At 45.5% G+C, this 26,485-nt stretch carries 23 protein-coding genes, 1 pseudogene, 1 riboswitch and 1 other annotated feature; of the genes and pseudogenes, 20 read left to right on the top strand and 4 right to left on the bottom strand.

The window, feature by feature from the left end:
- Positions 1-132: 132 nt before the first annotated feature.
- Both ABN764_RS05620 and ABN764_RS05615 read right to left on the bottom strand, forming a co-directional pair.
- Entirely contained in the window at positions 133-1,398 is a 1,266-nt protein-coding gene (locus tag ABN764_RS05620) for a voltage-gated chloride channel family protein (RefSeq protein ID WP_446671340.1), read from the bottom strand.
- 128 nt (positions 1,399-1,526) lie between these two features.
- A riboswitch (Fluoride riboswitch) is annotated at positions 1,527-1,587 on the bottom strand.
- A 63-nt stretch (positions 1,588-1,650) separates the two neighbouring features.
- Positions 1,651-1,764, bottom strand: a pseudogene (locus ABN764_RS05615) (ABC transporter substrate-binding protein); the annotation flags it as partial.
- Between the two features lie 240 nt (positions 1,765-2,004).
- Here ABN764_RS05615 and ABN764_RS05610 point away from each other — a divergent pair.
- The 3 genes from ABN764_RS05610 to ABN764_RS05600 all read left to right on the top strand — a co-directional run bounded on the left by ABN764_RS05610 (position 2,005) and on the right by ABN764_RS05600 (position 5,543).
- Positions 2,005-2,193, top strand: coding sequence for a hypothetical protein (locus tag ABN764_RS05610; RefSeq protein WP_446671221.1), 189 nt, complete (start codon positions 2,005-2,007; stop codon positions 2,191-2,193).
- Positions 2,194-2,211: 18 nt separating this feature from the next.
- The gene (locus ABN764_RS05605; RefSeq protein WP_446671220.1) at positions 2,212-3,351 is read left to right on the top strand and encodes a GerAB/ArcD/ProY family transporter; all 1,140 of its coding nucleotides are present in this window, start codon (positions 2,212-2,214) and stop codon (positions 3,349-3,351) included.
- 169 nt (positions 3,352-3,520) lie between these two features.
- Positions 3,521-3,776: a binding site (T-box leader), on the top strand.
- Between the two features lie 93 nt (positions 3,777-3,869).
- Positions 3,870-5,543 carry a glutamine--tRNA ligase/YqeY domain fusion protein gene (locus tag ABN764_RS05600; RefSeq protein ID WP_446671219.1) on the top strand — a complete coding sequence of 558 codons (1,674 nt, stop codon included), beginning with the start codon at positions 3,870-3,872 and terminating at the stop codon, positions 5,541-5,543.
- A 222-nt stretch (positions 5,544-5,765) separates the two neighbouring features.
- On the opposite strand, the gene ABN764_RS05595 is transcribed toward ABN764_RS05600, so the two are convergent.
- Positions 5,766-6,701 (bottom strand): DMT family transporter, encoded by a 936-nt coding sequence (locus ABN764_RS05595; RefSeq protein WP_446671218.1) that lies wholly within the window; start codon positions 6,699-6,701, stop codon positions 5,766-5,768.
- Positions 6,702-7,049: 348 nt separating this feature from the next.
- Between ABN764_RS05595 and ABN764_RS05590 the strand changes: the two genes are divergently transcribed.
- The 10 genes from ABN764_RS05590 (at position 7,050) to ABN764_RS05545 (ending at position 18,045) form a co-directional block, all read left to right on the top strand.
- Positions 7,050-8,102, top strand: a complete 1,053-nt coding sequence (locus ABN764_RS05590; protein ID WP_446671217.1) for an exosporium glycoprotein BclB-related protein — start codon at positions 7,050-7,052, stop codon at positions 8,100-8,102.
- Positions 8,103-8,537: 435 nt separating this feature from the next.
- A complete protein-coding gene (locus tag ABN764_RS05585; protein ID WP_446671216.1) occupies positions 8,538-9,734 on the top strand; it encodes an MFS transporter in 1,197 nt (398 codons plus the stop codon).
- 292 nt (positions 9,735-10,026) lie between these two features.
- Positions 10,027-11,016: a helix-turn-helix transcriptional regulator gene (locus ABN764_RS05580; protein ID WP_446671215.1), complete on the top strand. Its 990-nt coding sequence runs from the start codon at positions 10,027-10,029 to the stop codon at positions 11,014-11,016.
- A gap of 213 nt (positions 11,017-11,229) precedes the next feature.
- A complete protein-coding gene (locus ABN764_RS05575; RefSeq protein WP_446671214.1) occupies positions 11,230-12,657 on the top strand; it encodes an aminotransferase-like domain-containing protein in 1,428 nt (475 codons plus the stop codon).
- A gap of 27 nt (positions 12,658-12,684) precedes the next feature.
- The gene (locus ABN764_RS05570; RefSeq protein ID WP_446671213.1) at positions 12,685-13,404 is read left to right on the top strand and encodes an SDR family NAD(P)-dependent oxidoreductase; all 720 of its coding nucleotides are present in this window, start codon (positions 12,685-12,687) and stop codon (positions 13,402-13,404) included.
- Positions 13,405-13,538: 134 nt separating this feature from the next.
- Positions 13,539-14,234 (top strand): FadR/GntR family transcriptional regulator, encoded by a 696-nt coding sequence (locus ABN764_RS05565; RefSeq protein WP_446671212.1) that lies wholly within the window; start codon positions 13,539-13,541, stop codon positions 14,232-14,234.
- Between the two features lie 32 nt (positions 14,235-14,266).
- Complete coding sequence (locus ABN764_RS05560; RefSeq protein WP_315745933.1) at positions 14,267-15,067, top strand: ABC transporter ATP-binding protein; 801 nt, start codon at positions 14,267-14,269, stop codon at positions 15,065-15,067.
- Between the two features lie 308 nt (positions 15,068-15,375).
- The gene (locus ABN764_RS05555) at positions 15,376-15,921 is read left to right on the top strand and encodes a GNAT family N-acetyltransferase (RefSeq protein ID WP_446671211.1); all 546 of its coding nucleotides are present in this window, start codon (positions 15,376-15,378) and stop codon (positions 15,919-15,921) included.
- 123 nt (positions 15,922-16,044) lie between these two features.
- Complete coding sequence (locus ABN764_RS05550; RefSeq protein ID WP_446671210.1) at positions 16,045-17,019, top strand: DUF4179 domain-containing protein; 975 nt, start codon at positions 16,045-16,047, stop codon at positions 17,017-17,019.
- A 42-nt stretch (positions 17,020-17,061) separates the two neighbouring features.
- Positions 17,062-18,045: a DUF4179 domain-containing protein gene (locus ABN764_RS05545; protein ID WP_174809973.1), complete on the top strand. Its 984-nt coding sequence runs from the start codon at positions 17,062-17,064 to the stop codon at positions 18,043-18,045.
- A gap of 59 nt (positions 18,046-18,104) precedes the next feature.
- Here the strand turns inward: ABN764_RS05545 and ABN764_RS05540 are convergent, their stop codons facing one another.
- On the bottom strand, positions 18,105-18,317 hold the full coding sequence (locus ABN764_RS05540; RefSeq protein ID WP_446671209.1) for a hypothetical protein: 213 nt from the start codon (positions 18,315-18,317) through the stop codon (positions 18,105-18,107).
- On the opposite strand from ABN764_RS05540, the gene ABN764_RS05535 reads away from it, so the two are divergent.
- From ABN764_RS05535 to ABN764_RS05505, 7 genes are all read left to right on the top strand, one after another.
- Positions 18,312-18,908 (top strand): RNA polymerase sigma factor, encoded by a 597-nt coding sequence (locus ABN764_RS05535; RefSeq protein ID WP_419149784.1) that lies wholly within the window; start codon positions 18,312-18,314, stop codon positions 18,906-18,908. The genes ABN764_RS05540 and ABN764_RS05535 overlap by 6 nt on opposite strands.
- A complete protein-coding gene (locus ABN764_RS05530) occupies positions 18,877-20,046 on the top strand; it encodes a DUF4179 domain-containing protein (RefSeq protein ID WP_446671208.1) in 1,170 nt (389 codons plus the stop codon). The genes ABN764_RS05535 and ABN764_RS05530 overlap by 32 nt, the downstream gene beginning before the upstream one ends.
- A gap of 164 nt (positions 20,047-20,210) precedes the next feature.
- Positions 20,211-20,795 (top strand): RNA polymerase sigma factor, encoded by a 585-nt coding sequence (locus tag ABN764_RS05525; RefSeq protein WP_174811014.1) that lies wholly within the window; start codon positions 20,211-20,213, stop codon positions 20,793-20,795.
- Positions 20,770-21,996 (top strand): DUF4179 domain-containing protein, encoded by a 1,227-nt coding sequence (locus ABN764_RS05520; protein ID WP_446671207.1) that lies wholly within the window; start codon positions 20,770-20,772, stop codon positions 21,994-21,996. Before ABN764_RS05525 ends, ABN764_RS05520 begins: the two co-directional genes overlap by 26 nt.
- 294 nt (positions 21,997-22,290) lie before the next feature.
- On the top strand, positions 22,291-24,132 hold the full coding sequence (locus ABN764_RS05515) for a fibronectin type III domain-containing protein (protein ID WP_446671206.1): 1,842 nt from the start codon (positions 22,291-22,293) through the stop codon (positions 24,130-24,132).
- 167 nt (positions 24,133-24,299) lie between these two features.
- On the top strand, positions 24,300-25,076 hold the full coding sequence (locus tag ABN764_RS05510; RefSeq protein ID WP_446671205.1) for a DeoR/GlpR family DNA-binding transcription regulator: 777 nt from the start codon (positions 24,300-24,302) through the stop codon (positions 25,074-25,076).
- A complete protein-coding gene (locus ABN764_RS05505) occupies positions 25,069-26,277 on the top strand; it encodes an MFS transporter (protein WP_446671204.1) in 1,209 nt (402 codons plus the stop codon). The genes ABN764_RS05510 and ABN764_RS05505 overlap by 8 nt, the downstream gene beginning before the upstream one ends.
- The last annotated feature ends 208 nt before the right edge of the window (positions 26,278-26,485 follow it).

The raw sequence follows: 26,485 nt of genomic DNA, 5'->3' as shown, positions 1-26,485 counted from the left end.
CGGATAGTCATGAAAAAAAGGTCTAGAGCAGGGCGCCATATTACCCTGAACTCGACCTTTCTCTTATTAGATAGGATCCCGCAGAAGGTAAGCTAACGAATTGGACAGCCTCATTCCGTGGTTATCGTCATATTACTCAGTACGATCCTGTTGCCGCTGCTCCGTTTTGACTGCGCCAATCGTACTTCCTGCTGCAATCCGTATCAACTTCGCTTTAGACACTCCAATTTGTTGTGATGTATAGATACCGGTATGACCTGAAAATAAATAGCTGATTAAGCAGGCGATAAACATATAAATGGCACCCTCAGAACCGAACAATTCAATTCCCATCAGGAAGCAGGCGATCGGTGTGTTCGTTGCTCCACAAAATACGGCAATAAATCCGAGTGCAGCCAAGAAGGGGGCATACAACTGCAAGAAGCCCGACAATGCATTGCCTAATGTAGCTCCGATAGCGAATAATGGAGTAACCTCACCACCCTGAAAGCCTGCACCTAACGTAAACGAAGTGAAGATAAGCTTCCCAAGAAAGGCAAATGGAGATACGTCCTCCGTAAATGAGCTCTGAATAAGCGGAATACCTAAGCCAAGATAATCGCGTGATCCAACGAAATACACGAATACGATTATAACTAGCCCGCCTACCGCACTTTTAAGCATCGGATTTGCGAATAACTTGGCATACCCTTTTTTCAAATAGTGGGTCAGTTGACTGAACAGCCGGCTCGTAAGTCCGAACAAGATGGAGGCCAGCACTACCTTTCCCAGTACAAGCATCGATAACTCTGGAAATTCATTGACGACATAATGGACATGTGATACTCCCCATACTGATGAGGTGACAATATTCCCGACAAAGCTCGCTACGAATGCTGGAACCAAGGCCTCGTGACGGATGAGTCCGATGGCCAGCACCTCAAGTCCAAATACTGTACCCGCAAGCGGGGTGCCGAATATAGAACCGAACCCACCGCTAATGCCGCAGATGAGTAGAATTCTACGATCAGTCTGATCGACACGCAGCATTTTGCCAAGCCATTCGGATAAGCTGCCGCCCATCTGGACTGCCGTCCCTTCACGGCCTGCGGAGCCGCCGAACAGATGCGTAACGAGCGTACCGAATAAGACTAGCGGCGCCATACGCAGTGGAATCGCTTCTTTGCCATCATGAATCTGTTCAATAATAAGATTATTGCCTTTCGCGCTGTTCTTACCGAATTTCAAATACATGTAACTGACCACAGCACCGCCCAGCGGCAACAGGTACAACAACCAAGGATGCTCGATTCTCGTCCCCGTAACATAGTCCAAGCTGATGAGAAATATCGCAGAAGCAGAACCAGTCAATAGCCCAACGATACTCCCAAGTACAATCCACTTTAATAAAGAAGCCATAATAGCAGCGTATGTAGATTTCTGTAAGACAGGTATGAGCAACCCTCTCCATTTCTTCACAGCATCTCATCATCCTTTCTGTCATTACCATTCTGGACAAAAAAACAGACTCCTACCAGGGAAGTTATTCTCTGGTAGGAGTCATTAGCCTAGACGGCGGTTATGGCGAACTCCATCGCCTATTCAACTTAATATAGATGTATTTTATTTCATTTCATCCGCATAGTCAATTCTAATCCGAAGTAAGACGCACTTAAAACCTAATTCTCCGTACAGCAATTGCGGTAAGCCTGTCGAAATCATAATGAACAAGCGGTTGCCGGGATACATCGTAAATTCGGATGCAGTCTCATTCGGCATTGCACCGCCCGTTCCGCCTGTGAAGGACATATTAAGGAGCGATCAGCTTCGTACATTGCACAAGAGCTCCTTACAATGATGATGAGCTCCTTGCAGTGAAAAATTTTTCCCAATTCGTTTAAAAAAATGCTCAACGACGATAATTGAAATATATTGATCACAAATATCCACAATATAGGAAATGGAGGATTACGACATATTTTAGCTAGTTTAGGGATCCTCATTATTGCAGTCACCATTATTATCATGGAATACCCAGCATTGTCGAAGAGCGGAAGTAAACAAGAAGCTATCGCATTCGGTACACTGCTTACACTCGGCACAGTACTTGGCATCGCTCTGGCATTTCATGTTAAGGTACCAAGTCCGCTTGACATGGTTGCAGCCATCTATAAACCAATTACAAGCCTGATTTCAACATTCTTGAAGGGATGAACGAGAGGAGCAATCAGAATGGGAAGTGGGGAACAGATTAATATCAGCGTTCGTCAGTTTACAATTCTCGTCTTCTTATATTCCGTTGGAACTGCGATCTTAGTTATCCCTTCAAGCTTGGCTGAAGAAGTGAAGCAGGATGCATGGATTGCTTCGATTATTAGCATTGGGCTAAGCATGCTACTTGTGAAGCTGTACAGCATTGTCGCACAGCATCATCCGAGAATGACACTCGTTGAAATGATTGAGAAGCGCTTAGGAAAATGGATTGGGACAGTCATTTCGTGGTTCTTCGTTTTCTTTGCATTAATCACTTCATCGGAGCTGCTAAACTATATGGGCTTTTTCATGACAACTCAGATATTGCCCAATACTCCTATGATCGCTACGAACGTCATATTCGCATTCATCGTTGTTATGGGCGTACGCTTAGGCTTAGAGGTGCTTGCAAGATCTGCAGAGATTCTATTTCCATATTTCATACTCTTGCTCCTCATTCTTTTGTTATGTATTGCGCCACAGATCGATATACATAAGATTCAGCCTATCTTCGAGTCGAGTATGAAACCGATGATCCGAGCGACATTGTTGTTCAGCAGTATATACTCGTTTCCAGCTGTCGTCTTCTTAATGATCTATCCGTCATCCACTCCAGAAGTGAGCAAAGCAACAAAAGCGTTCTATATCGGAGTGCTTCTGGCCGGTATTGTGTTGACAATCATTATCGCCTGTACGATCCTAGTTCTCGGAGCAGAGACAACTTCACGGCAATTATATCCGAGCTATGCGCTGGCTAAAAGAATTATGGTGGGAACTTTTTTTCAGCATGTCGAAGTAGTTGTAGCTGTCATGTGGTTCATTACTATTTACTTCAAAATGTCGATGTATTTTTACGTCTCATGTGTAGGTCTTTCACAGACATTGCGACTGCACGATTACCGCATCCTTGTGTATCCGTTAGGTCTTCTATTAGTTGCTTTCTCCATAATTGTTCATCCGAGCTCGGTGCACTATAGCGATTATAACAAGACAACCTGGATTCCGTTCGTTGCTACCTTCGGAATCTTAGTCCCGCTTCTGCTGCTCGCTGTTTCTATTCGACACAAGCGGGCACAATCGAGACAGGAATCATGTCAACAAGAGGGGAGAAAGGAGTAGGCAATACGGATACGGTCAAGATCTGTGATGCGCCATTGCCACCATGTTCTCACACCCATTTTCTGATATGAAACTACGAATTGTACAATCCATCGGTGAAGGAGAAGAAGGCTGTCTAACATCCGACTTTACATTGGTGGAATGATTTGTTATTATCTATCCCAATAATAGAAACGCGATGATGAGAAGAGTAAGGAAATATGCCCATATACAGAGAGCTCCTGCAGCTGAGAAGGAGCAATGAGTCATTTCCCGAACCAAGCCTCTGAGCAGCATGCCGGATCCATTCACCCGTGGGATGGCATGACGGGAGCTCCCGTTACAGAGCTAGAGTATAAGCATGCTTCTTATGCCGTACTTGATGAGATTAATATGGCGACATATTGATGAACCCGGGGTGGTACCACGATAACTTCGTCCCCAAGATTTTACGTCTTGGAGGTGAGGTTTTTTTATTGCGTTTTTTAGATATGTGTCAACACTCGATTCACCCCACAAGTTCATGAGGAGGCGTCACCATGAATCAAGATACTGCCTATTCAACTGACCATTATTTATACAGACTCATACATGAGGAACAAGAAGCTTCGCCGTTCAGTCGAAGCATGTGCACGCGGTTCCCCCCAGAGCCGAATGGCTATCTCCACATTGGGAGCGCCTATGCCATTCACACAAGCTATATGCTTGCGAAGCAGTATGGAGGCTCATTTCATCTGCGATTCGACGACACGAATCCTCTGAAGGAGGACATCCATTATGTTCACTCCATCATTGAGGATATGAAATGGCTTGGATATGACCCCGATTATATTTATTATGGATCGGACTATTCGGAGCAGATTTACCAAGCAGCAGTGACCTTAATTAGAAAAGGGAAGGCCTATGTCTGTGATCTTGCGCCAGACGAAGTAGCGAATTATCGGGGGACGTTGACAGAGCCTGGCCGAAACAGCCCTTATCGCAGCCGCACGATACAAGAGAACTTGGAGCTATTTACTAACATGAGACAAGGAGTCTTTCCTACCGCATCTAAAGTGCTTCGCGCCAAGATCGATATGAGCTCGCCGAACATGAATCTGCGGGATCCGATTTTATATCGAATTATTCATGCTGCGCACTATCGAACAAAGGATAACTGGTGTATATACCCGATGTATGATTTTGCACATCCGATTCAAGACGCCATCGAAGGCATCACGTACTCGTTATGCTCGATTGAATTCAAAGACCATCGTCCATTGTACGAGTGGGTTCTCCGCGAACTCGAAGTTCCAGAGCCTCCAAGGCAGCGCGAATTCGGACGATTGAATCTTACGGGTGTCGTAACAAGCAAGCGTTACTTGCGTCAGTTAGTCGAGGAGAGACTCGTTGAGGGCTGGGACGATCCAAGATTGCCAACGATTCGGGGCCTTCGTAGAAGAGGGTACACGTCAGAGAGTATACGCGCATTCATCGAAGAGATCGGCAGCATTCGGAGCGAGAGCACCGCGAATATCTCGCTGCTGGATCATTGCGCAAGACAGGATCTTCAAGACCGAACAAGCGGCATCATGGCAGTACTGCACCCGTTAAAGGTTGTCATAACAAACTATCCAGAGGATAAGGTAGAATGGCTGCAATTGGAGAACAATCCTCATAATGAGCAGCTGGGCCAACGGGATGTTCCCTTTTCGAGAACCATTTATATCGAGCGAGATGATTTTCTGGAGCAGCCACCAAGCCAGTTCCACCGACTACGTCCCAATGGCGAGGTTCGATTGAAAGGTGCTTATTTTATCCGGTGTGATGAAGTTATCAAAGATCCAGCAACCGACGAAATTACAGAACTTCGATGCACATATGATCCGGTCACGAAGAGCGGCACAGGCTTTACTGGAAGGAAAGTGAAGGGAACCATTCACTGGGTGTCAGCAGGTCATGCGGTGGAGGCCGTCGTACATTTGTACGAGAACCTCTTGCTAGAAGAGTCTGTACCGAAGGATAACGACATCATCTGGACTGACCGAATCTGCCGAGACTCACATACTTGTATCTCTAACGTTATGTTGGAGCCTTGGGCAGCACAAGCTCTAACCGAACAGCGATTCCAGTTTATCAGACATGGTTATTTTGCCAGGGAGCAAGGTAGGGAGGGCACACATCTCGAATTTCATCGGATCGTACCGTTGAAGGATTCCTGGGTCAAGAAATAAGCTCTGTATGGAGCGAATCATTTGGATGCCACTCGTGCTGTATAATCTGCTTGTTATTTCATTGCTGTGAAAACGTTTGGTGTGGAAGTTTCGGCGAAATAACACGATAGATCTTTGCTTTTCTGCGAAAATGTATCATTTTCTTTGGAGAATATGAACGAAAATGGAGAAAGAGCTCTCTCGATGCAACACATTCGGGAGAGCTTATTTTATTGCTGTGATTCACCCAGACTGTACTCCTTGGAGATCTGTATGGCTTTTCTTTGGCCGCTGGAACAATTGCTTCAAGCTGTCGTAATTGATAAAGGCTGTGCCGACAATAATGATTACTGCGCCAACAGCCGATACCCATGTGATCCTCTCCCCATAGAACAGTACGCCAACTACAAGCGCGAGCATCGGAGATACGTACAGCCAAGTAGAAGCAAATATTGGCGTCGTCTTGGCGACAAGCCAATAGAACAGACTATGCCCAATCATCGAACCAATCACAATTAAATAAAGCAATGAGCCAAGTGCGCGTTCAGTTAGTATACTCCCAAAGTTCCAATCCTCCGTAAAGGCGGATAGAGTAAGCAGTAGAGCTCCTCCATATATCATCTGAACCGCATTAAGTGCAAATGGTGACGTAGTTGCAAAGCGCTTCGCAACCCGTTTGGAGTAAATTGCACCCCCTGCATAGAACAATTGACCTAAGATAATAACGATGCTGCCGACAATAACCCATACGCTTGCCGATACTGAGATCCCAGGTACTAGCATAAGAACAACTCCTAGGAATCCTATGACACAACCTAGTAAAGCGTGAATGGTGGGTTTGTGGCGCATGAAGATCATCTGCAGCACAAGTACTAGAATAGGCGCTGTAGCTGACAGAATCGCTGCGATCCCCGAAGCAACAAATTGTTCTCCCCAATATAGAGCAGCAAAAGTTCCGAACGTAAGACCTATCCCTGTAAGGAGCGAATCTTTGTGCAATAACAAGGACAGGCTTGCTTTCTTCCTCCATAGCATCCAACTGAACAATAGGAGTCCAGCAATGAAAAATCGAAGCCCCCCTGACAGGAAAGGCGGGGCAGAGGCGTCCACACCAATTTTCACCGCCAGGAAGGTTGTGCTGAAGATGAGACAAACGAGCACATAATTGAAAATAACCATGGTTCCTCCTCCTTTTGGATTGATCATACACGCTATGGGATATGACAGATTACTGCAAATAGAACAGATTACTCCGATACGTTAATCAATGGAAGGAAGATAAGATGTATGCATGTCCATACGAGGAGAGCAAGTGTAATAACGATCAGTCTCCAGCTTCCCATCGTTTCATTGGATGCAAACACGATGTTGGTTTCCATCATAATTGAAGGAGTACACGTCTGTAATGACGCGTAGAAACGGAACATACTTTATGTCTTTACCTTGCGATTTTTACCCAATCATTTCTTTCATATGTTCATATAATTATAGGGTAATTGAAAATACAACTTGCGGGAGGGATTTCATTTGTCACAATCTAATATCCCCAACATTACTCCTATTATTTCTGTAACTAGAGACGATGCAATCAATTTATTGTTATCTTCTATTGCTTTGGAAGAGCTCGGATTAAGTCACATTATTAATGCTGAAGGTGAAAAAATTCAGTTTGCTTTAGGTACTTTACCAGGTGTTACTTCTCCACCTGCTACAATTAGTGACATTTTGCTTGTAAACCAAAGTGTAAGAAATACAATTCAAGACTTAACCAAAAAAGAATTTCTTCTGCAGAATAAACTAGATAGCATCTTGTCTACACCGATATCTGTAGGTCCAACAGGGCCGACAGGCCCTACCGGCCCTAGTACTGGGGTTACTGGTACTACAGGTGCAACAGGCGCTACTGGAGCCGCTGGTGTTACAGGTGCAACAGGCGCTACTGGAGCCGCTGGTGCAACAGGCGCTACTGGAGCTGCTGGTGTTACAGGTGCAACAGGTGCTATCGGCGCTACTGGAGCTACAGGTGCTACTGGCGTAACAGGCGTAACTGGAGCTCCTGGTACAGGAGCCATTATCCCATTTGCTTCCGGTGTACCTGTACTATTGACCACGCTCGCAGGCGGATTGGTAGGAACAGGCGGACTAATTGGATTTGGTAACTCTGCGCCGACCGTAAGTGCATTAGGTGCAACGATCGATCTGACAGGAGCGGCAGGTTTGCTTCTGAACATGGCATTCTCGATGCCACGTAATGGCATAATTACGTCTATTTCTGCTTACTTTAGTACGACAATAGCCCTTAGCCTAATTGGAGCAACTGCAACGATACAGGCCCAATTGTGGCAATCGACTACGCCGAACAACACATTCACTCCAATTCCAGGAGCTATCGTTACATTAGCACCAGCTCTTACTGGAATACTAGCAATTGGTGCAATCTCCCATGGAGTAACGACTGGACTAGCTATACCTGTAACAACAGAGACTCGCTTGTTAATGGTCTTCTCGGTTACAACAACAGGTTTGACACTGGGTACTACGGTTGCAGGATATGCAAGTGCTGGTGTAGCAATTACGTAATCACGAAGATGAAACAATAAACATCATGCATTGGAGCGGCAGTGATACACTTTTAGTCAACGGTGTGGGAACTGCCGCTTCTTTGCTTTGTTCATGTTAATCCATTTCCAGTTCGATCAACGATTCACGTTTCATTCGCTTTATTCTTTTAAAGGTCATCTGCCAGATCTTCAAAGTTTAGTTCCCGTAAGAATCTATCAGCAATTTAATATCAAATTGTGCTAATTTGTTTGTTCTGAACCTACATATTGAACAAGAGCAAAAATTAAAATATTGTTGGCTTCCTCAACTGCAACTATTTCTCTCCCAGGATTATAAATAATCCGTTTACCGGCATAATCAATCCGTTTTGCGGTAGCAGGATCAATCCTTTTTCTTATACCATCTATAGGGAATCATCCGAAGAAGGGGTATAGGAGAGGAGGGCCATTTAAGATGGCTAGAATTCGATTTAGCGTATTTTTCAGTGTATTTGTCTCGATGGTTGCGTTAATGATCATTGCGCCGGTCATGCCGCCGCTCATTCGTGAATTGGGATTAAGTGAGGTGCATTCAGGCATCATCATTTCATTAGGTTCTGTCGCCATGGCTGTTATGGCTCCTGTATGGGGACGACTCAGTGATCTCAAAGGGAGAAAGCCGGTTATCTTATTGGGCTTCATCGGAATGTTTGTCAGTTATGTCATTTTCACTGCAACGATGTATGCCGGATTACATGGAGCAATAGAAGGGGGGCTGCTCCTTGGACTTCTAATCGCTGCACGAGCCATGGTTGGCATGTTCATTCCAGCTGTACCTTCATCTGCACAGGCGTATATGGCTGACGTAACCGATGAGAAGGGGCGTTCTTCAGGCATGGCCCTTATAGGGGCAGCAAACGGGCTTGGTCTTGTGCTCGGTCCTGCAATTGCCGCTGTATTCGCATTTATTGGGCTGATATGGCCTCTGTATATTGGGGCATTACTACCGATTATCGCATTCTTTGTCGTGCTCATGTTAGTTCCTACTCATAAGCAGTTGAATCACACCAAGCCGCCCAAAGTGAGTCCGTTCCAGAAAGGGATACCTCTTAACTTACTGGCCGGGATGATTACCATGCTCAGTATCATTACGCTTCAGGTAGTCGGCGGTTTCTATTTCCAAGACCAGCTAGCGCTATCTACACAAGAGACTGCCCGCATGGTATCCATGGGATTAATGTTGACAGGATTCGCAATGATTTTGACGCAGGGCATTCAAATGAAATCATCGAAGCTGCATCCCGAGCAGCTGCTGCTCGTCGGATCGCTGCTCCTTCTATTCAGTATCGCACTGTTCCTGTTTATAAATAGCTTGCTCAGCTACTATATCGCATTCTCCCTGTTCGGAGTAGGGGCTGGATTGTTGATGCCCGGCTTCATGACAGGCGCATCGCTTGCGGTATCCAGTGAACAACAGGGAGGGGTTGCAGGACTTATTGCGGCCGTTCAGGGAATTTCTGCAGTAATTTCACCTATTCTAAGCACGATGCTGTATCGGCTGGATAAGCATGTTCCATTTGCAATCATGGGTGTACTCGTTCTTATATTGAGCATTACAATGGTTGCTGTACTGAATAAGCCGACCATTAGCAATTCAGCTATCGAGAAATAAAATAAGACTCAAACCGTAGAGTAATCAGCAGCTAAAAATAACAAGAACGGCAAGAAGACAAGTGAAATAATGAAAAGCGATTTTATATTTTCACTGATTGATAATGATAATCATTTGCTTTAATATGGAGATATATACATGGATTTGCTTGATTTGGACTAACATTGGGGGACGGCACAACAGGATCGTCACAACTAAGCCTGCTAGGTTTCATGGGAATATACCGACACAGGATTGCTTTGTTCATGTACCATACAGAAACTTATATAGACATGGAGTGGAGGAGAAGGTCTTGAAACTGCACATCGATTCCCGCGACTTAAGTGATACATTCGGAGATTTCATAGATATCACTCCTTCACTTCGGCCAAATGACGAGAAGCGCATCTATTCCATTCCGACACCTAGCGGAACAGGGCAACTACAGCGGTTTCTCTTAAGAAAAGGGCTAGAAATCAACTTCTTCAACGCAGAATTTCATCGTCCGGTAACGATGGACGTCGATATCCATTATCCTCATCTTGAAATTTCATATACGACTTCAGGCAGCGGCAGTTGGTCAGCGTCATCGCAAGAATATGCAATGATCCCGGGGATGTCCTCGCTCATCTATGTCAAAGAGGCCAACATGATTGCGCAGCTGCACCCTAATGAACGGATGCAGCATATGGAGCTCCGGATTGATCTCAGGTATTTCGACAACGATCTTCCTGAGCTTGAACGATTGACTCGCAGCTCCGTCTTCTGTAAGCAAACGGCTGGCTCAGCCCAGATCTCATTGCTTGTAGAACAGATGAAGCAGTGCCCTTACCAAGGCGCGCTCCAAAAGCTATATTTGGAAGGAAAAGCGCTTGAGCTGCTGGCGCTTCATTTAGCTGCCTTGGAAGAAGAGGAGCCAGCGCAACAGACCACTTCCAAGCTGACTGCCGAAGACATTCAATGTCTGTATGAAGCGAAGGATATCTTGACAAGAACGTGGAAGCAGCCGCCCAGCCTGCTTGGGCTTGCGCGCTTAACAGGACTTAATGATTATAAGTTGAAGCTAGGTTTCAAGACATTATTCGGGACTACCGTATTTGGTTACGTACGGGAACTGCGCATGAATGAAGCAAGACGAGTGCTGGAACGAGGGGAAGCCAATGTAAGCCAGACGGCAATGATGGTTGGGTATCATAATGTCAGCCATTTTGCTTCTCTCTTCCGGAAAACCTATGGCTACAACCCAAGTGAATGCGGCCGATTGACCGCATCAACTTCACAGCATGAGCTGCACCAGATTTGAGTAGAATGCGCTAGGGATAGGGCTCAGGTAATTATTGAAAGTTTTTAGGATTCATGTCTGAGATGCTTGGTTCATTACTGGCTGGATCACGATTGGTGTAACTCCCAATGGTATGGTCGTACATGTGCTTAACTAGAACAGATTGCTCCAAATAGAACAGATTGAAGATGGGTGTAGTACAATATAAGTTCAGATGGGAGAGGAGGCGTGCCGATGCGATCCAAGCAAATATACGATTACATATTGACGAATATTGAACGAGGAGAGTGGGGGGCTCATGATAAGCTCCCTTCGGTACGATCCCTTGCCGCTGAACTCGGCGTGAATCGATTGACCGTGTTCAAAGTCTACAAATTGTTGAAGCAGCACGGTGTGGCCTATGTCAAGGAGAAATCCGGCTACTACGTAAGCCCATCGAAGTCAGCAGTTGAACTGGATTATTTCAATAGTAAGTACAGCTCAACAGCCATACAGTTAACAAGCAATCTGTCCGATATTCACCGAGTGGCGGCTAACTATCAATTTTCTCAAGCTATAATCGATCCGAATTTACTGCCTAATCTGTTCCTGTCCGAATACGTAAAGAAAGTATTCGATAAGTACCCCAAGCTCATGGGAAGCTATTCCACACCGCAAGGGGATGAGGAACTGCGTGATGTGCTGTGTCAATATTTCATGCGGCAATATCGAGTCGATCTGACTATTGACGAAATTCTGATCACAACAGGTGCACAGCAGGCAATTGATCTCCTCGCCAGAATTCTAATTAGACCGCTCGATGCCATTCTCGTAGAGCGGCCAACATACAGCGCTGCGATTGACATCTTTCGAGGGCATGGCGCCCGATTGATACCGGTGGAGTTCACGCCGGAGGGGTACGATTTGGAAGCGATAGAGAAGCTGATGAAGCAGCATCGTCCACGAATGTTCTATATGAACCCAACCTTCCATAATCCGACGGGTTATACGCTTCCTCCGTCCCAGCGCAAGCAGCTTGTAGAATTGGCTGAGCGTTATCGTTGTATGCTTGTGGAAGATGATGCATTTCATGATATTTATTTCGATGAGGGGCCGCCGCAGCCTTTATTCATGTACGATACCTATGGATGGGTTGTCTATCTCCGAAGTTTTAGCAAATATGTCGCTCCTGGTTTGCGCATTTGCGCGGTGTTCGCTCGCAAATCGATGATCGATCCGCTGATTACAGCCAAATCGCTTGCAGATAACGGAACACCACTCGTCACGCAAAAAATATTTCTTCATTATTATCAATCTGAACGGATGCAGCAGCACCTAGAGAAGTTGCGGATCGCGCTGCAAATTAGGCGGGACGTAATGGAAGAGGAACTATCGGCAGCCCCCATTGATTGGAAATGGACAACGCCGCAAGGCGGATTGAACATATGGCTTCGTCTGCCAAGCGACATTTCCTGTGGCGCACTATTACACAACTGCTTCCAGCAATCCATTTCCTTTGTCCCCGGTCATATATGTGATCCGCTGAACGACATGCAATCATGGATTCGTCTAAGCTACTCACTTATGAACGAGATCCAAATACGAGAGGGAATTCAGCAGTTAGCGCAAATCGCCCAGCGAGTAGCAATAACCGATTCACAACCGATGGTTAATCCGAAATAATCCGAATCCTGAAAGGGGAATAGAATAATGAAAAAATACATTATTTTCGGTGCAAGTAAGGGACTAGGTGATGCGTTCGTAAAAGGTCTGCCCAAGCAAGGAGATCAAGTGTGGATTGTCTCCCGTAATCGTCCAACCAGCATAGATCTGGAAGATGGGGTCAAGCGAATCTGGATTCAGGCGGATCTGTCGCAGCATGAGGCTTCCTCTCGTATAGCGGATGCAGTTGCAGAGGATGTGATTGATGTAATCATATACAACGTGGGCATTTGGGAACAGGACGGTTTTGAAGACGATTACAATTTCGACAATGATGATCCTGCGGAAATTGCTAGAATCATTCAGGTCAACATTACATCAACAATAACGTGTATCCAGTCGCTGCTTCCGAATATTCGCAAGTCAAAAGCAGGCAAGATCATCTTCATTGGTTCGACGGCTGGGCTAGATCATACGAACAATTCACAGGTGTCGTTCGTTGCATCTAAGTTCGGGCTGCGAGGAATAACGAATGCGCTGCGCGAGCATGTACGACAAGATCAGATTGCCGTTACCTGCATTAATCCAGGCGAGCTCGCCGCTGAAATTCCTTATGAAGCGGGCGCAGAAAAGGCGCTCTCAGCCTATGACAGTACCCGCATCCCAGTGCAAGATATCTTATCACTCGTCACATGCGTAATTGGACTATCCAAAGCAGCCTGTGTCAAAGAAATCAATATTCCTGCGATGCGGGATACGAATGCATAAATTCGAATTTACTTTTTAAAACCGTGCGATGCACGGTTTTTTGCTTTTCATACACAGGATTCGAGTTACGCCTAACTATTGGATTGACATTTGTAAAAAAAGGAATATACTCCTCTATAACAGGAGATGATCTAATGAATTTGAATACACCCAAGTTCTCTGCCGTCCCTCGCCGCAAGCTGGTGGATCAAGTGCTTGAACAGCTGCACGATGCGCTTGACCACCACTATCGTCCTGGCGATCGCATGCCGACTGAGCCGGAGCTGATGGAGATGTTAGGCGTAGGACGTTCAACGATTCGTGAAGCCGTCAAGATTCTGGTGCATGCTGGAGTGCTGGAAGTGCGACAGGGGGATGGGACGTATGTTCGTTCACGCCCCTCTGATTCAGACTCGTTGGAACAGCGGCTGCTTAGAGCGGAGACCGTGCACATTACCGAAGTGAGAAGCATGATGGATGCTCAGGCAGCACGCTTGGCATCAGAGCGCCGCACGGATACGGATCTTGAGCGAATGAAGCAGCTTCTTGAAGAACGAAAAAAGGCACTGGAGGTTGGCAATTACGCTGCCTATGTAGATTATGATGTGGAATTCCACTGTTCGATTGCAGAGGCGAGCCACAATCCTGTGCTGATTGATCTGTACCGTGCCTTCTGCAGCGCGCTTCGCGGTGAACTAAGCCACCTCATCGTCGACACGCAGCATTATGAAGACCGGTCGGAGCTGCATGATCAACTGCTGCAGGCGATTGCGAATAGAGACGCCGGTACCGCCGTTCGCTTGTCGCTTGCCAATCTGGAGCCGCAAGGCGGCCGTAGAAACAGCAAATAACTGCCGAACACACAAGGGAGAGGAGAGATGTTATGGTTATTGATGTTCGCGATGTAACTTGGAATAGGGATAACAAGATGATTCTGGAACAGGTCTCTTGGGAGGTGAAGCAGGGAGAGCATTGGTGCTTGCTCGGGCTTAATGGCTCGGGGAAGACAACCTTGCTGAATATGATTAACGGCTATATCTGGCCGACCTCAGGCAGCGTATCCGTCCTCGGAAAGAAATTCGGCACATTCGATCTTCGCGAATTGCGGAAGCAGATCGGTTGGGTAAGCACCTCGCTGCAGCAGAGACTCCATGGACACGAAACAGTTCAGAAGATCGTTCTTAGCGGAAAGTTCGCTTCAATCGGACTATACGATAACATCGAAGAGTCTGATGAGGACAAGGCATTAACCTTAATTAAGCTGCTCGGCTGCGAGCGACTGCTAGGCCGCACTTATGATACATTATCACAGGGCGAGCGGCAGCGTGTGCTCATCGGGCGTGCGTTAATGGCTTCCCCGAAGCTTCTAATCCTCGATGAACCGTGCACGGGACTTGATATCTTCGCGCGTGATCAACTGCTCCACATGATTCAAGCAATTGCACGCGAGCCTGAAGCGCCAACACTCATCTATGTTACGCATCATGTTGAAGAGATCATGCCCTGCTTCAACAAAACGCTGCTAATTAAACAGGGATCTGTATTTTCATCAGGCAATACAGCCGATCAGCTGACCTCGGCTCATCTGAGCGAATTTTTCGATTCGACTATCGAGGTGCGGCAAGAATTGGGACAACGTTATTCCCTTCAATTGCTGTCAAATGAACCACATTATCATAAGTAATGACGGAAGCGGGCGAGAGTGCCCGCTTTAGCGAATCAACTTCCACCTCCTTAGCTATGTGCGATCCGGGAGACGACATCCTTATTTTCATACAAGCAGAGAAACTTGCTGTTCAGCATGTCTAATTGGAATGAAATTAGTAGAGCTGTCTAACGCTGTTTATTTGCAGCACAGACCATGCAATTTGCCATGAGGATACTCATATCCCCATGGTTTTTTTGTAGAGACTAGTATTTTCCGATTCAATATGGTAGAATTCGAACAATTTCTTGTTACATAACCATAAAGGACAACTGGGGGACATCAGTATGCCACAACTTGAAACGAATAGATTGTTATTAAGACCTCTGAATTTGAGCGATGCTGCGAGAATTGAACAATTAGCTGGAGATTATGACGTCGCCAAGACAACATTAAATATTCCGTATCCATATCCGAGCGGAGCGGCCGAGTCATTTATCAACAGCATGCTGGAAGCTGAGGCGAAGGGTAGAGTAGTCATTTTCGCAATCTGCGAGAAATCATCTGAAGACTTAATCGGCATTATGAATATCAGCATCTCAGTAATGCATAACCGAGGAGAATTAGCATACTGGATTGGGAAGCCTTATTGGGGCAAAGGGTATGGCACCGAAGCAGCTCAAGCGATTCTATCTTATGGGTTCGAAGAACTAGGGCTTCATAAAATATTCGCTGAAGCATACACCTCTAATCCTGGATCGTGGAGAATCATGGAGAAGATCGGTCTCGCTTATGAGGGAACACTGAAACAACATGTGTATCGATTCGGCCAGCATTACGATCTGGCATTCTATGGCATGTTAGGAGATGAATATAGACAAAGAACGAGCTAATTGGCTCGTTTTTTTGTTGCCAGATTTCACAGTTCTTATAAATAATCATGCCTTCTGTCACAAAAGAGCCGACTGAAATTGTTATATAGAGTAGAACAAGAGAGATTGGAATGGTGAATTCGTATGAATCATGTAGAGAGCAATCCTAATTCGAAAAACAAGTTCAGCTTGATCAAAAAAACCATCATTGTCACTTCCACTGCAGTACTGCTTGGCATTGGAGCATTCAGTTCCAGCATGCCAGCTACAGCAGCACTGAGGATAGATGGCTTTAATGAAAAGACGGCTATCAAGCAGGGGTACCTATACAAGCCTAATTTGAGTGTCAAGCATGATGGAATTACCCTAACTTTGACCGATGTTCGCTACGATGGAACGATATTATCCTTCGCATTGCGTCCGGAAGGAGCGAATCTTGATTTCCCCTTTACCATCAACCCGGAGAAAGAGAAACTCAAAGGTTACATCAAGTCAGAGTGTGAGGTGCTTGCCGATGGCAAACCCATCACCATAAGCAGCTCTGAGACCTTTGGAGAAAATAAGAGCTATCAATACTATGCAAAAGGGGTGAAGCTCCCTGACGAATTCGAGCTCTCGATTAAGGCCGGAGTGACGCATGTGAAGGAAACTTATGATTTCAAAGTGCCGGTGAAGTTGAAAAGCAAACCGCTCGTTGTGAAGCCAGATCGCGCATCCAAAACTTCCGGAAAATTCAGCTATACCGTTAAGCAGATTGTTCTGTCGCCGTTCTCTACACGGCTTATCCTGGACAGCGAAGGTTTGCCCCCTGCTTCAGCTGAGCAATCCGGGAAGTACCATGCAAGTCCAGTTTATTATGAGTTATTCGACAACAACGGCAACGAGATAGGGCCTGAAATGATTGGATTCTTCCATAAAATGCCGGAACCCAAGTACCATGTTGATAAATTCTACTATCCAACAGATAACAAGGCGACATCCATCACGATTAAGCCATATACGTATACCATTAATAGCAAAAACTGGGCTATCCTCGAGGAGAAGGGGAGCAACGGGAAAATGACTCATAAGAAAACGTATTTGAAAGGCTTGGAGCTCACGATTCCAATCAAACGATAACACAAAAATGATTTCCAAATGTAGAAGGGATGATAGTTACAAATGAAGTCAATCAAAAAAACGGCAATCGCAATATCTGTGGCAGCACTGCTTGGAACGGGGGCACTCGGTTCGAATTTGCCCGCAGCAGCAGCGCCGAAACTAGACAGCATCAATGAAAAGACGGCTATCGAGCAGGGTTACCTATACAAGCCTAATTTGAGTGTGAAGCATGACGGGATTACCTTGAAGCTGGAAGAAGTGAAGTACGACGGTTCTACATTATCTATCTTAGTCAAGCGAGAAGGAGCAAATCTGGACGGTACGGTATCCCCATATTTCAGCATGGAGGATCTAAAAGAAAATCCGAACAATGAATTTATCAAAAAAAATGCCGTCCCTGAGCAGGATCAGCTAAAGGGTTACATTAAGCTAAGCCCGAAGGTATTAGTTGATGGAGAGCCGATAAAATTGAACAGTGCCAGTTTCTCTGGTCCTCAAAATAATTTTTATTATGTCGCAAAAGGAGTCAAAGCGCCCGAGAAATTCGAGCTTACCATTAGGGCTGAAGTTACAAAAGTTAGTGAACCATTTGAGCTCAAGGTACCGATCGAGTTGAAAAGCAAACCGCTCGTTATCAAGGCAGAAGCATCCAAAACGTCTGGGAAATTCAGCTATACCGTCAAGCAACTCGAACTGACGCCATTCTCGACCCGACTCATTCTAGACAGTCAAGGTCCAGTACCTGCTTCTGTCGAGCAATCTGGGAAATACCATGCAAGCAAGGTCTACTATGAGCTTATGGATAACAAAGGGAAGGAAATAAATCAAGAAACGATCGGATTCTTTAATAAAAAACCGGAAACCAAATATCATGTTGATCAATTCTACTATCCGATTGACGACAAGACGACATCTATCACGATCAAGCCGTATACATACACGGTAAACAGCAAGGATTGGAGCATCCTCGGAGCGAAAAAGGGCAGTGAAGGAAAGAGAACCTATCTGAAGGATTTGCAAGTTACGATACCGATCAATCGATAATAGATAAACACAAGGGGGTTGCTCCAGAACCATGTTAGCATGGCTGGAACTGCCCTTTTTCATGTGGTGACTTGAAAACCCATCTGCCCTGATAAAATAGGATGGCAAAAAGTCATTCCTAATGCATTTCCTGATAGATCATCCGATGATGATTGCGGAAAATGTCTTTTTACATTGCCTAGATTTAAATTTTTTTGAATGCCTGTCACAAAACCGCCTGTTCCGATTGTTATATATAATAAGTCAACATGAAAGGAGTTAAGCTCTTGCATTCCGCCATCTCTGGGGAACGAGTAGTGAAACCTATGAATATTGAAAAGGTTGTCGCGCAGGTACAATCCGGTGACAAGCAGGCGTACAGAGCAATTCTGCAGCATTATGAACGCCAAATGTATACATACTGCTATTATATTTTAAAAAATCATGCGGAAACGGAAGATGCTGTCCAGGAAATCTTTATCCGTGCATACGTAAATTTACATCAATATAATAAGCGGGTTTCTTTCTCCGCCTGGCTATATAAAGTCGCCTATCACCATTTGATCAATCTGAAGAAAAAGAAGCTCCGATGGCTTAATCTGATTAAGCAGGTTGAGAAGCAGACTGAGCATTCTGAGATTGCCTTTTCCCAGCATGAATCGATAGTCAGTCAGCTGTTGACCTATCTTACTGCTGAAGAGAGGCATATTTTGCTTTTAAAGGCAGTAGAACAGTATACGTTTGAGGAAATTAGCGAAATCATGGGCCTAAAGTCTGCTACTGTACGCAAAAAGTATGAGCGGTTACGCGCAAAATTAATGGATCGTATTTGTAATAAAGGAGAGAAGGTTCATGGAGCATATGCAGCGCACGGATTACGCTGAAATGGATGGAATCGAGCAAATGATTCGTAATTCGTCACTGCCTTATAGCCGAAGCGATGAAATTATGAACCACATTGAACAAGCAGGATGGTCAAGAACAAAAAAACTTTCGTGTAATCCGAATGTGTGGAAAAGAACGGTGCTTGTTGCTTCTATCACGTTAGTATTGGGAGCGGGAATCATTGCTATGGGGTACGTATCACCGGCAATGGCGGAGGCTTTGAGAAAAGTACCAATGATCGGTCAATTATTTTCAGAAATAAGTGAAGAATCTGCACAACAGGCGTTTGACCGCGGTATTGTAACACAGCCAAATCTGAGCGTGACACACGATGGGATTACCTTGAAATTGGCCGAGGTTCTGTACGATGGCACTCGTTTGTCCATTCTTATCGAGCGCAAGGGAGATAATCTACCCGCAAGCACTGTCAGTCCCGATGTTATGAATGATAGTACGCGGCGTTTAAAAGGGAAAAAGACGCCTGAGGAAGAAATAGAAAAAGGGTATATTACGCTTCAGAATATTCTTGTGAATGGACATCCTTTTCAATACGGATCTGCCAGTTTTGGAGATTATCCTTTAGAGGATGTTGCTTATCGTATAGAATATACGGAGGGTCTGAATTTACCCGACGAGTTTGAGCTGAGTATGCAACTGAATGTCACAGGAGTGAAGGAATCGTTCGCATTCAAGGTTCCGGTGAAGGTTGATAATAAATCCGTCGTATTCAAGCCAAACATGACGAAATCCGATGGCAAATTCTCTTACACGGTGAAGCAGCTCAACTTTACACCTGTGTCTACTAGGCTTGTGCTGGATAGTAAAGGCCCTGTACCGGCAACGCCGGAGCAAACCGGCAAATATCATGCCAGCAAAGTCTATTATGAGGTATTAGATGACCAGGGACGCGTCATAGAGCCGCGAATCTTCGGTTATGTTCATGCAAAGCCAAAAACTGAATATCATGTTGATCAGCTGTACCTGCCTGTCGACGGCATACCGAAGTCTATCACGATTAAACCGTACACGCTTACGGTATACAATAAGGGATTCATAGTGAAGGGGCTTAGCAAAACTAGTCAAGGGGATCGAACATACTTGAAAGATCTTGAACTCACTATTCCAATTCAGGATTAACTTCTTTTTATGTAGAGGGGAGTTTCCCGATTCCATGAATTCATGGTGAAGGGACGACCCTCTCTATGTGTTTACTCTGCTCTTCCCTATTCATATACCTCAAAATTCATGCATGGAATGGCTTGTTCAAATAAAAAAATGAAATTTAAAAAGGAGCTGATCTCTTGCAGTCCATTACTGCCGAGGGAATAGAAGCGAATTCTATAGATATAGAAGCAGTTATCATACAAGTCCAAGCAGGAGATAAACAGGCGTATAGAAAGATACTTGACCAATATGAACGACCGATGTATACATATTGCTATTATATTTTAAAAAATCATGCTGAGACGGAAGATGCCGTACAAGAGATTTTTATCCGTGCCTTTGACAATCTACATCAATATAAGAGGCAAGCATCCTTCTCCGCTTGGCTTTATAAGGTAGCTTATCACCATTTAGTTAATGTAAAGAAGAAAAAGAGCCGCTGGTTCCGCATGATTGAAGAGTGTAAAAAATTGGAATCAGAGCAGCAAATCTCCCAACATGAAACGCTAATCAGCGAGCTGTTGACTTATCTTACGGCTGAAGAGCGGCATATTTTGCTACTTAAGGCGGTGGAGCAGTATACCTTTGAGGAAATCAGTGAAATTATGGGTCTCAAGTCTGCTACCATACGCAAGAAATATGAGCGATTACGAACGAAACTGATGGAACGTACTTGTCAAAAAGGAGATGGTGCCCATGGAACCTATGTCCCATCAAAATAAATACGCTGATATGGATGATATCGAAAACATGATCAGAGACTCGTCGCTGTCCAACAGCCGAAGCGATGAAATTATGAATATAATTGAACAAAGAGAATCCGCAATAAATCGAAATTTCAAGGACAACAAGCCCAACTGGACAAAGAGATCGCTATTTGTTGCTTCTGCTGCTGCAATTATCGGCGCAGGAATCATTGGAGTCGGATATATATCTCCAACAATGGCCGAGGCCTTGAAGAAAGTGCCGGTAATCGGACTGCTATTCTCAGAGACGAGTGAATATGCCGTTCAAAATGCGCTTGAGCGCGGGATTATATCAACGCCAAACGTTAGCGTTACGCATGATGGAATTACGTTAAAGGTAACTGAAGTATTATTTGACGGTACTCGCTTGTCATTTCGCATCGAACGTGATGGCCCAAATATGCCAAAGTATCTGACTTCTCCATATATTGCAAGCTATTCGAATGCGGAAGAACCTGCGCCCTATGATAAATTTTTCGAGACAGATGCTAACATGGCGCAAGCCGTCGGCACTCCTGACGAGAAAAAGATCAGAGGGTACATTCGAAGCCCGGAAGTTCTAATCAATGGTGAGCCTATCAAATCCTCTGGCCAACTCAGCAGCTATATGATGGATGATAAGCCGATGTATATGCTGGAGTTTAGACATGTCGCAACCTTACCGGATGAATTTGAACTGACTGTGCGGACAAAAGTGACACAGGTTAAGGAAACGTACGAATTTAAAATTCCTGTGAAGGTGGAGAACAGAGCTACGATTTTAAAACCGAATGCAACCAAGTCCGATGGCAAATTTTCGTATACCGTTAAGCAGCTTGATATCTCACTTGTATCCACTCGCATCGTACTGGACAGCAAGGGTCCAGTTCCAGCCTCTGCAGAACAGACGGGGGATAATCATGCAAGTAGAATGTACTATGAGATTGTGGATGATCAGGGACGTGTACTAAGACCATCCAAACTTATCTATACACCTGTTCTGCCAACAACCGAGTATCACCTCAACGATTGGTATGCGCCAGTAGGGATGAAATCGAAATCCATCACAATCAAGCCTTACAACTATACAATTAGCAACAAGAACTTTGAAATGAAACGAACCAATAAGAACGATTTTGGAGATCGAACATACTGGAAAAACCTTGAGATGACGATCGAAATTCCGCAATTCAAATAATAAATAGTCAGGGCCGACTCTGCGAACCATGAAATCATGGGGAAGAAGTTGGCCCTGTCTCATTTTTATATAGAGAGGTATTTCTCCCTACTTTATTGCAATTTATCCCTTATGATCCGTCCTTTTTTTCTTGATAATGATGGTGTAAGGCTGAGCTGCACGGAACGCCAGTGCAGATGCTCATGCAGGTGTTGTCTCATATGTCTGGTCATGAAGTAGGAGGGATAACCAATTAATTCTGTTATCAACATTTCGCAAGCGCTATCATTATGGATTAAAGGAGGATGATTACGTATGTTTCGCACAGGGAATCCATCCCGCAGCAAATGGATGATTGTCTTACATGCAGCTCTAGCATTGATGCTCCTGCAAGGCCTGGTACTCTGGGCGCCGCAAGCTCAAGCTGCCGTATCCAGCAAGACGATTGTAGGGTACTGGCACAACTTCGATAATGGCTCCGGGTTCATCAAGCTCCGTGACGTATCTCCTACGTTCGATGTCATTAACGTCTCCTTCGCAGAACCAACCTCTGGCGTCACAAATGGTACAATCGGCTTCACGCCTTACAATTATACGGATGCCGACTTCAAGGCGGATGTCGCTTACTTACAGAGCCAAGGCAAGAAAGTCATTATCTCCATCGGGGGCCAGAATGGGCAGGTGCAACTGCCGAACGCCGGAGCCCGTGATAATTTCGTTAATTCAGTCATTGCAATCATTGAGAAATATGGCTTCAACGGACTTGATGTGGACTTCGAAGGACACTCCCTCTATTTGAACGCTGCCGACAGTGATGTCAAAAATCCGACCACGCCAGTTATCCTCAACCTCATTGCAGCACTCCGTACGATTAATAATCATTTTGGAACCGACAACTTCTTCCTGACAATGGCTCCTGAAACCTTCTTCGTTCAATTAGGCTATACCTTCTATGGCGGCAGCTGTATTAGCTGCGACAACCGTGCAGGCGCATATTTGCCTGTCATCCATGCAACCCGCGATATTCTCGACTGGCTTCAGGTACAGAATTACAACTCAGGCCCGATTACAGGACTGGATGATCAGTATCACACGATGGGGAATGCTGACTTCCATGTGGCAATGGCTGACATGCTGTTGACCGGATTCCCCGTTGCCAAAAATCCAAACAACTTCTTCCCGGCACTGCGTCAGGATCAAGTTGTACTCGGATTGCCTGCAAATGCGAATGCAGGGGGCGGCTTCACTACGGTTGCAGAAGTGCAAAAAGCACTTGATGCGCTCATGAAAGGCGTACAGTTGTCCAGCTACAAGACACGAGGCAGTTCGACTGGATATCCGAACTTCCGTGGGTTGATGACATGGTCAGTGAATTGGGATAAATTCAATAGCTTTGAATTCTCAAACAGTCATCGTACTTATCTGGATGTTTTAAATCCGCCTATTCCCGATACGGAACCTCCTTCCGTACCAACAAACGTAATCGTTACAGCTAAGACATCCACCAGTGTCAGCCTTAGCTGGACGGCCTCCACAGATAATGTTGGGGTTACCGGATATACCGTCTCCTATGGGACTCAATCTGTGAGCGTTTCAAATCCGAATGCTGTCATCTCGGGATTGACGCCAGATACATCCTATACCTTCACCGTTACAGCGAAGGATGCGAAGGGGAATCTATCCCCAGCAAGCGCACCGCTTACGGTGAAGACAGATCCAGCAGGATCTGGAGGGGATACAACACCCCCAACCGCCCCAGGTAATTTACAGGTAACAGGAAAATCTGCAACTTCAGTGACACTCAGCTGGTCGGTTTCTACGGATAACGTCGGCGTAACTGGCTATACCGTGTCTTTTGGAACGAATGCAGTCATTGTAACGGCTACGACCGCATCCATTACGGGATTAACGCCAAACACAAACTACGTATTTACCGTAACTGCTAAGGATGCAGCCGGCAATGTTTCCACTGGAACTAGTGTTCAAGTAACGACAGATTTACAAGGCGGAGCTCAGCCATGGGCTCCAAATGTCAGCTATAAGGCAAACGACGAAGTCACTTATGGCGGAAAGACTTATGTATGTCGGCAAGCTCATACTTCATTGCTAGGTTGGGAACCGTCTAACGTTCCAGCTCTGTGGCAGCTCAAATCCTAATAGAACGGAAGTAGGGGAGTTCTGAATCGATCAGAACTCCTTTTTTCATGTAGGTAAACTGTGTCGCTTCTCCTATTGACACTTCCCATTTATGGCTTATAATCATGATTAATACTTAGATTTACTTAATAACACTTAACTTTACTTAACAGAACAGGGGAGAATCCATGTTTCAAGAGGAACGCATGGCAGCTATATTAGAGCACCTGAAGAGAAACAAGCGCATTGAAGTGGAAGAAGTATGCGACCTGCTGTCTATATCACGAGATACGGCACGCAGGGATATTATCAAGCTTGAGGAACAAGGATGTATCGTCCGCACACGAGGTGGAGCCGTCCTTCCTACCATATCGAAGGAAATGCCCAATTACGGCCAACGGTTACAGAAGGAGACGACGTCCAAGCAGATGATCGGTCAGGTTGCCGCTACTCTCCTTCACGACGAAGATTACTTATACATGGACTCATCTACGACGGTACGGTGTGTGGGAGAACATATGAAGACCAAGGGGAATGTCATCGTTACGAATTCCATCGACATGGCTGGTATGATGGCGGCAAGGAATGAAGCTCGCATTCAGCTGCTTGGTGGCCTATTAAACAATGATCAACGCATGATTTATGGATCGCGGGCGATTGAGATGCTAAGCGACTATCATTTTGACAAGGCCTTCCTCGGCACTTGTGGATTATCCATGAATGGACTGACGACCGACTTTGAAGAAGAGACATATCTCATCCGTCAGGTGATTCGCAGCGCAGACCAAGTCATTGTCCTTGCTGACCACTCCAAGTTCGGCAAGACGATGTTCCATCGTGTTGCAGGCTTAGAAGATATAGACTTTATCGTCACAGATCGTGAGCCAGATGCGGAGTGGCAGCGTTATGTAAATGAAATAGGCGTTGAGATCATCATTGCTGACAGAGAGGTGCACCATGATTAACAGACTAATTTGGATGGGTTGTCTATCATACATTGTAACTGGGGTAACACTTGTCATTATGGGTGCAGTGCTCCCTGAACTGCTTCTGAACTATGACTTGAATTATACGGACGGTGGAATACTTGTTTTCGTTCAATTCGTCGGCATGCTGCTCGGCGTTCTCAGTATGCCTGCTATTTCTCGAAGGTTCAGTCGGAAACGAGGAGTTATGATCGGATTGCTGATGATTAGCGCCGAGCTGCTGCTGTTTTTCCTTCCGCCATGGCCAGTCGTTATTTTGATAGCCGGATTTGCGGGGGCAGGAGCGGGGCTTGTGGAGTCAGGGATCGGTACCATTATTCTTGTCGCTGTCAAAGAGAAGCAAGCCATCGCGATGAGCAAGCTGGAGGTTACTTTTGGCCTCGGCGCCTTGATGATACCATTCGTGGCAAGCTTCTTAATCGCACGTGGGATATGGACATACTCTTTCCTGCTGCTCGGCATAAGCGCACTTCTCACGGCAATCGCCTGGCAGCGGATGTCATTCGGTCATGTCGATGCCATGTTGACGCGCACAGTAGGTAATGGCTCCGAAGCCAAGCGTGAATCTTACTCAGCGAAGTCCATTCCTTTCCTTGTCCTATGCGCCTTCTTCTTCATGCTCTATGGAGGAAGTGAAGTGTCTGTTGTGCACTTCTTCCCATCCCTGTTTATCGAGAGATGGGGCGTCGCAACCTCTGATGCAACATTGACGGTTACGGTATATTGGACGGCGATGGTTATCGGCCGTGCGCTATGCGGTGTCCTTGCAGAAAAGATAACGTACTATCGATTTTTATGGATCACGACAGTGCTCAGTGTCCTTGTATTGCTCATTCTGCCTTTCATTTCACAGGCTTGGGGAGGGTACGTCATTAGTTTTCTCCTCGGGCTTGGAATGGCAGGCATGTTCGCGATCATGCTGATTTATGCGAATAGTGTCCTTCCCGGCATGACTGAGCGGACAACGAGTATTTTGCTGGCGGCAAATGGACTAGGTGGTTCGCTTCTGCCGATTGCAGTCGGTAGAATGATGGATGTCTGGTCAGTCCAAGCCGTCATGTGGCTCTTCTTCGGTGTGATGATGACGATGCTGCTGCTCGTATTCGGATCAAAGCGCCTGAATTTGTTCTTGTCGACGAGCAAACAAACGAGCCAAATCCATACTTCAGAAGCGAAATAATATAATGAAAAGCAATTCCTGCCTCGCAAGATGGAAGCGGAATTGCTTTTTTGTTATGCAATCATAGAATGAGGATTCCAGCCATATATTTTGACCATCGGTACATTAAGTGGATTCACTATCCCACAATAACTCCTTTGGAAATGAGGGCAAGCAAGAATGCGCGAAAATACCCATGTGCACCAGCTAGCAGCACTTGTAAGCGGGG

The sequence above is a fragment of the Paenibacillus wuxiensis genome (assembly GCF_040195695.1).
GTDB lineage: Bacteria > Bacillota > Bacilli > Paenibacillales > Paenibacillaceae > Paenibacillus_B > Paenibacillus_B suaedae.
Note: the sequence above shows the minus strand (reverse complement) of the source record. Positions and strands in the feature narration are given on the sequence as shown.

Excerpts from the sequence above, each read along its gene's own strand:
- ABN764_RS05565 (WP_446671212.1), top strand. The coding sequence starts at position 13,539 with ATGAATTTGAATACACCCAAGTTCTCTGCCGTCCCTCGCCGCAAGCTG.
- ABN764_RS05550 (WP_446671210.1), top strand. The coding sequence starts at position 16,045 with ATGAATCATGTAGAGAGCAATCCTAATTCGAAAAACAAGTTCAGCTTG.
- ABN764_RS05545 (WP_174809973.1), top strand. The coding sequence starts at position 17,062 with ATGAAGTCAATCAAAAAAACGGCAATCGCAATATCTGTGGCAGCACTG.
- ABN764_RS05575 (WP_446671214.1), top strand. The coding sequence starts at position 11,230 with ATGCGATCCAAGCAAATATACGATTACATATTGACGAATATTGAACGA.
- ABN764_RS05620 (WP_446671340.1), bottom strand. The coding sequence starts at position 1,398 with ATGGCTTCTTTATTAAAGTGGATTGTACTTGGGAGTATCGTTGGGCTA.
- ABN764_RS05560 (WP_315745933.1), top strand. The coding sequence starts at position 14,267 with ATGGTTATTGATGTTCGCGATGTAACTTGGAATAGGGATAACAAGATG.
- ABN764_RS05540 (WP_446671209.1), bottom strand. The coding sequence starts at position 18,317 with ATGCAAGAGCTTAACTCCTTTCATGTTGACTTATTATATATAACAATC.
- ABN764_RS05555 (WP_446671211.1), top strand. The coding sequence starts at position 15,376 with ATGCCACAACTTGAAACGAATAGATTGTTATTAAGACCTCTGAATTTG.
- ABN764_RS05605 (WP_446671220.1), top strand. The coding sequence starts at position 2,212 with ATGGGAAGTGGGGAACAGATTAATATCAGCGTTCGTCAGTTTACAATT.
- ABN764_RS05610 (WP_446671221.1), top strand. The coding sequence starts at position 2,005 with ATGGAATACCCAGCATTGTCGAAGAGCGGAAGTAAACAAGAAGCTATC.
- ABN764_RS05515 (WP_446671206.1), top strand. The coding sequence starts at position 22,291 with ATGTTTCGCACAGGGAATCCATCCCGCAGCAAATGGATGATTGTCTTA.
- ABN764_RS05510 (WP_446671205.1), top strand. The coding sequence starts at position 24,300 with ATGTTTCAAGAGGAACGCATGGCAGCTATATTAGAGCACCTGAAGAGA.
- ABN764_RS05520 (WP_446671207.1), top strand. The coding sequence starts at position 20,770 with ATGGAACCTATGTCCCATCAAAATAAATACGCTGATATGGATGATATC.
- ABN764_RS05530 (WP_446671208.1), top strand. The coding sequence starts at position 18,877 with ATGGAGCATATGCAGCGCACGGATTACGCTGAAATGGATGGAATCGAG.
- ABN764_RS05595 (WP_446671218.1), bottom strand. The coding sequence starts at position 6,701 with ATGGTTATTTTCAATTATGTGCTCGTTTGTCTCATCTTCAGCACAACC.
- ABN764_RS05570 (WP_446671213.1), top strand. The coding sequence starts at position 12,685 with ATGAAAAAATACATTATTTTCGGTGCAAGTAAGGGACTAGGTGATGCG.
- ABN764_RS05600 (WP_446671219.1), top strand. The coding sequence starts at position 3,870 with ATGAATCAAGATACTGCCTATTCAACTGACCATTATTTATACAGACTC.
- ABN764_RS05505 (WP_446671204.1), top strand. The coding sequence starts at position 25,069 with ATGATTAACAGACTAATTTGGATGGGTTGTCTATCATACATTGTAACT.
- ABN764_RS05585 (WP_446671216.1), top strand. The coding sequence starts at position 8,538 with ATGGCTAGAATTCGATTTAGCGTATTTTTCAGTGTATTTGTCTCGATG.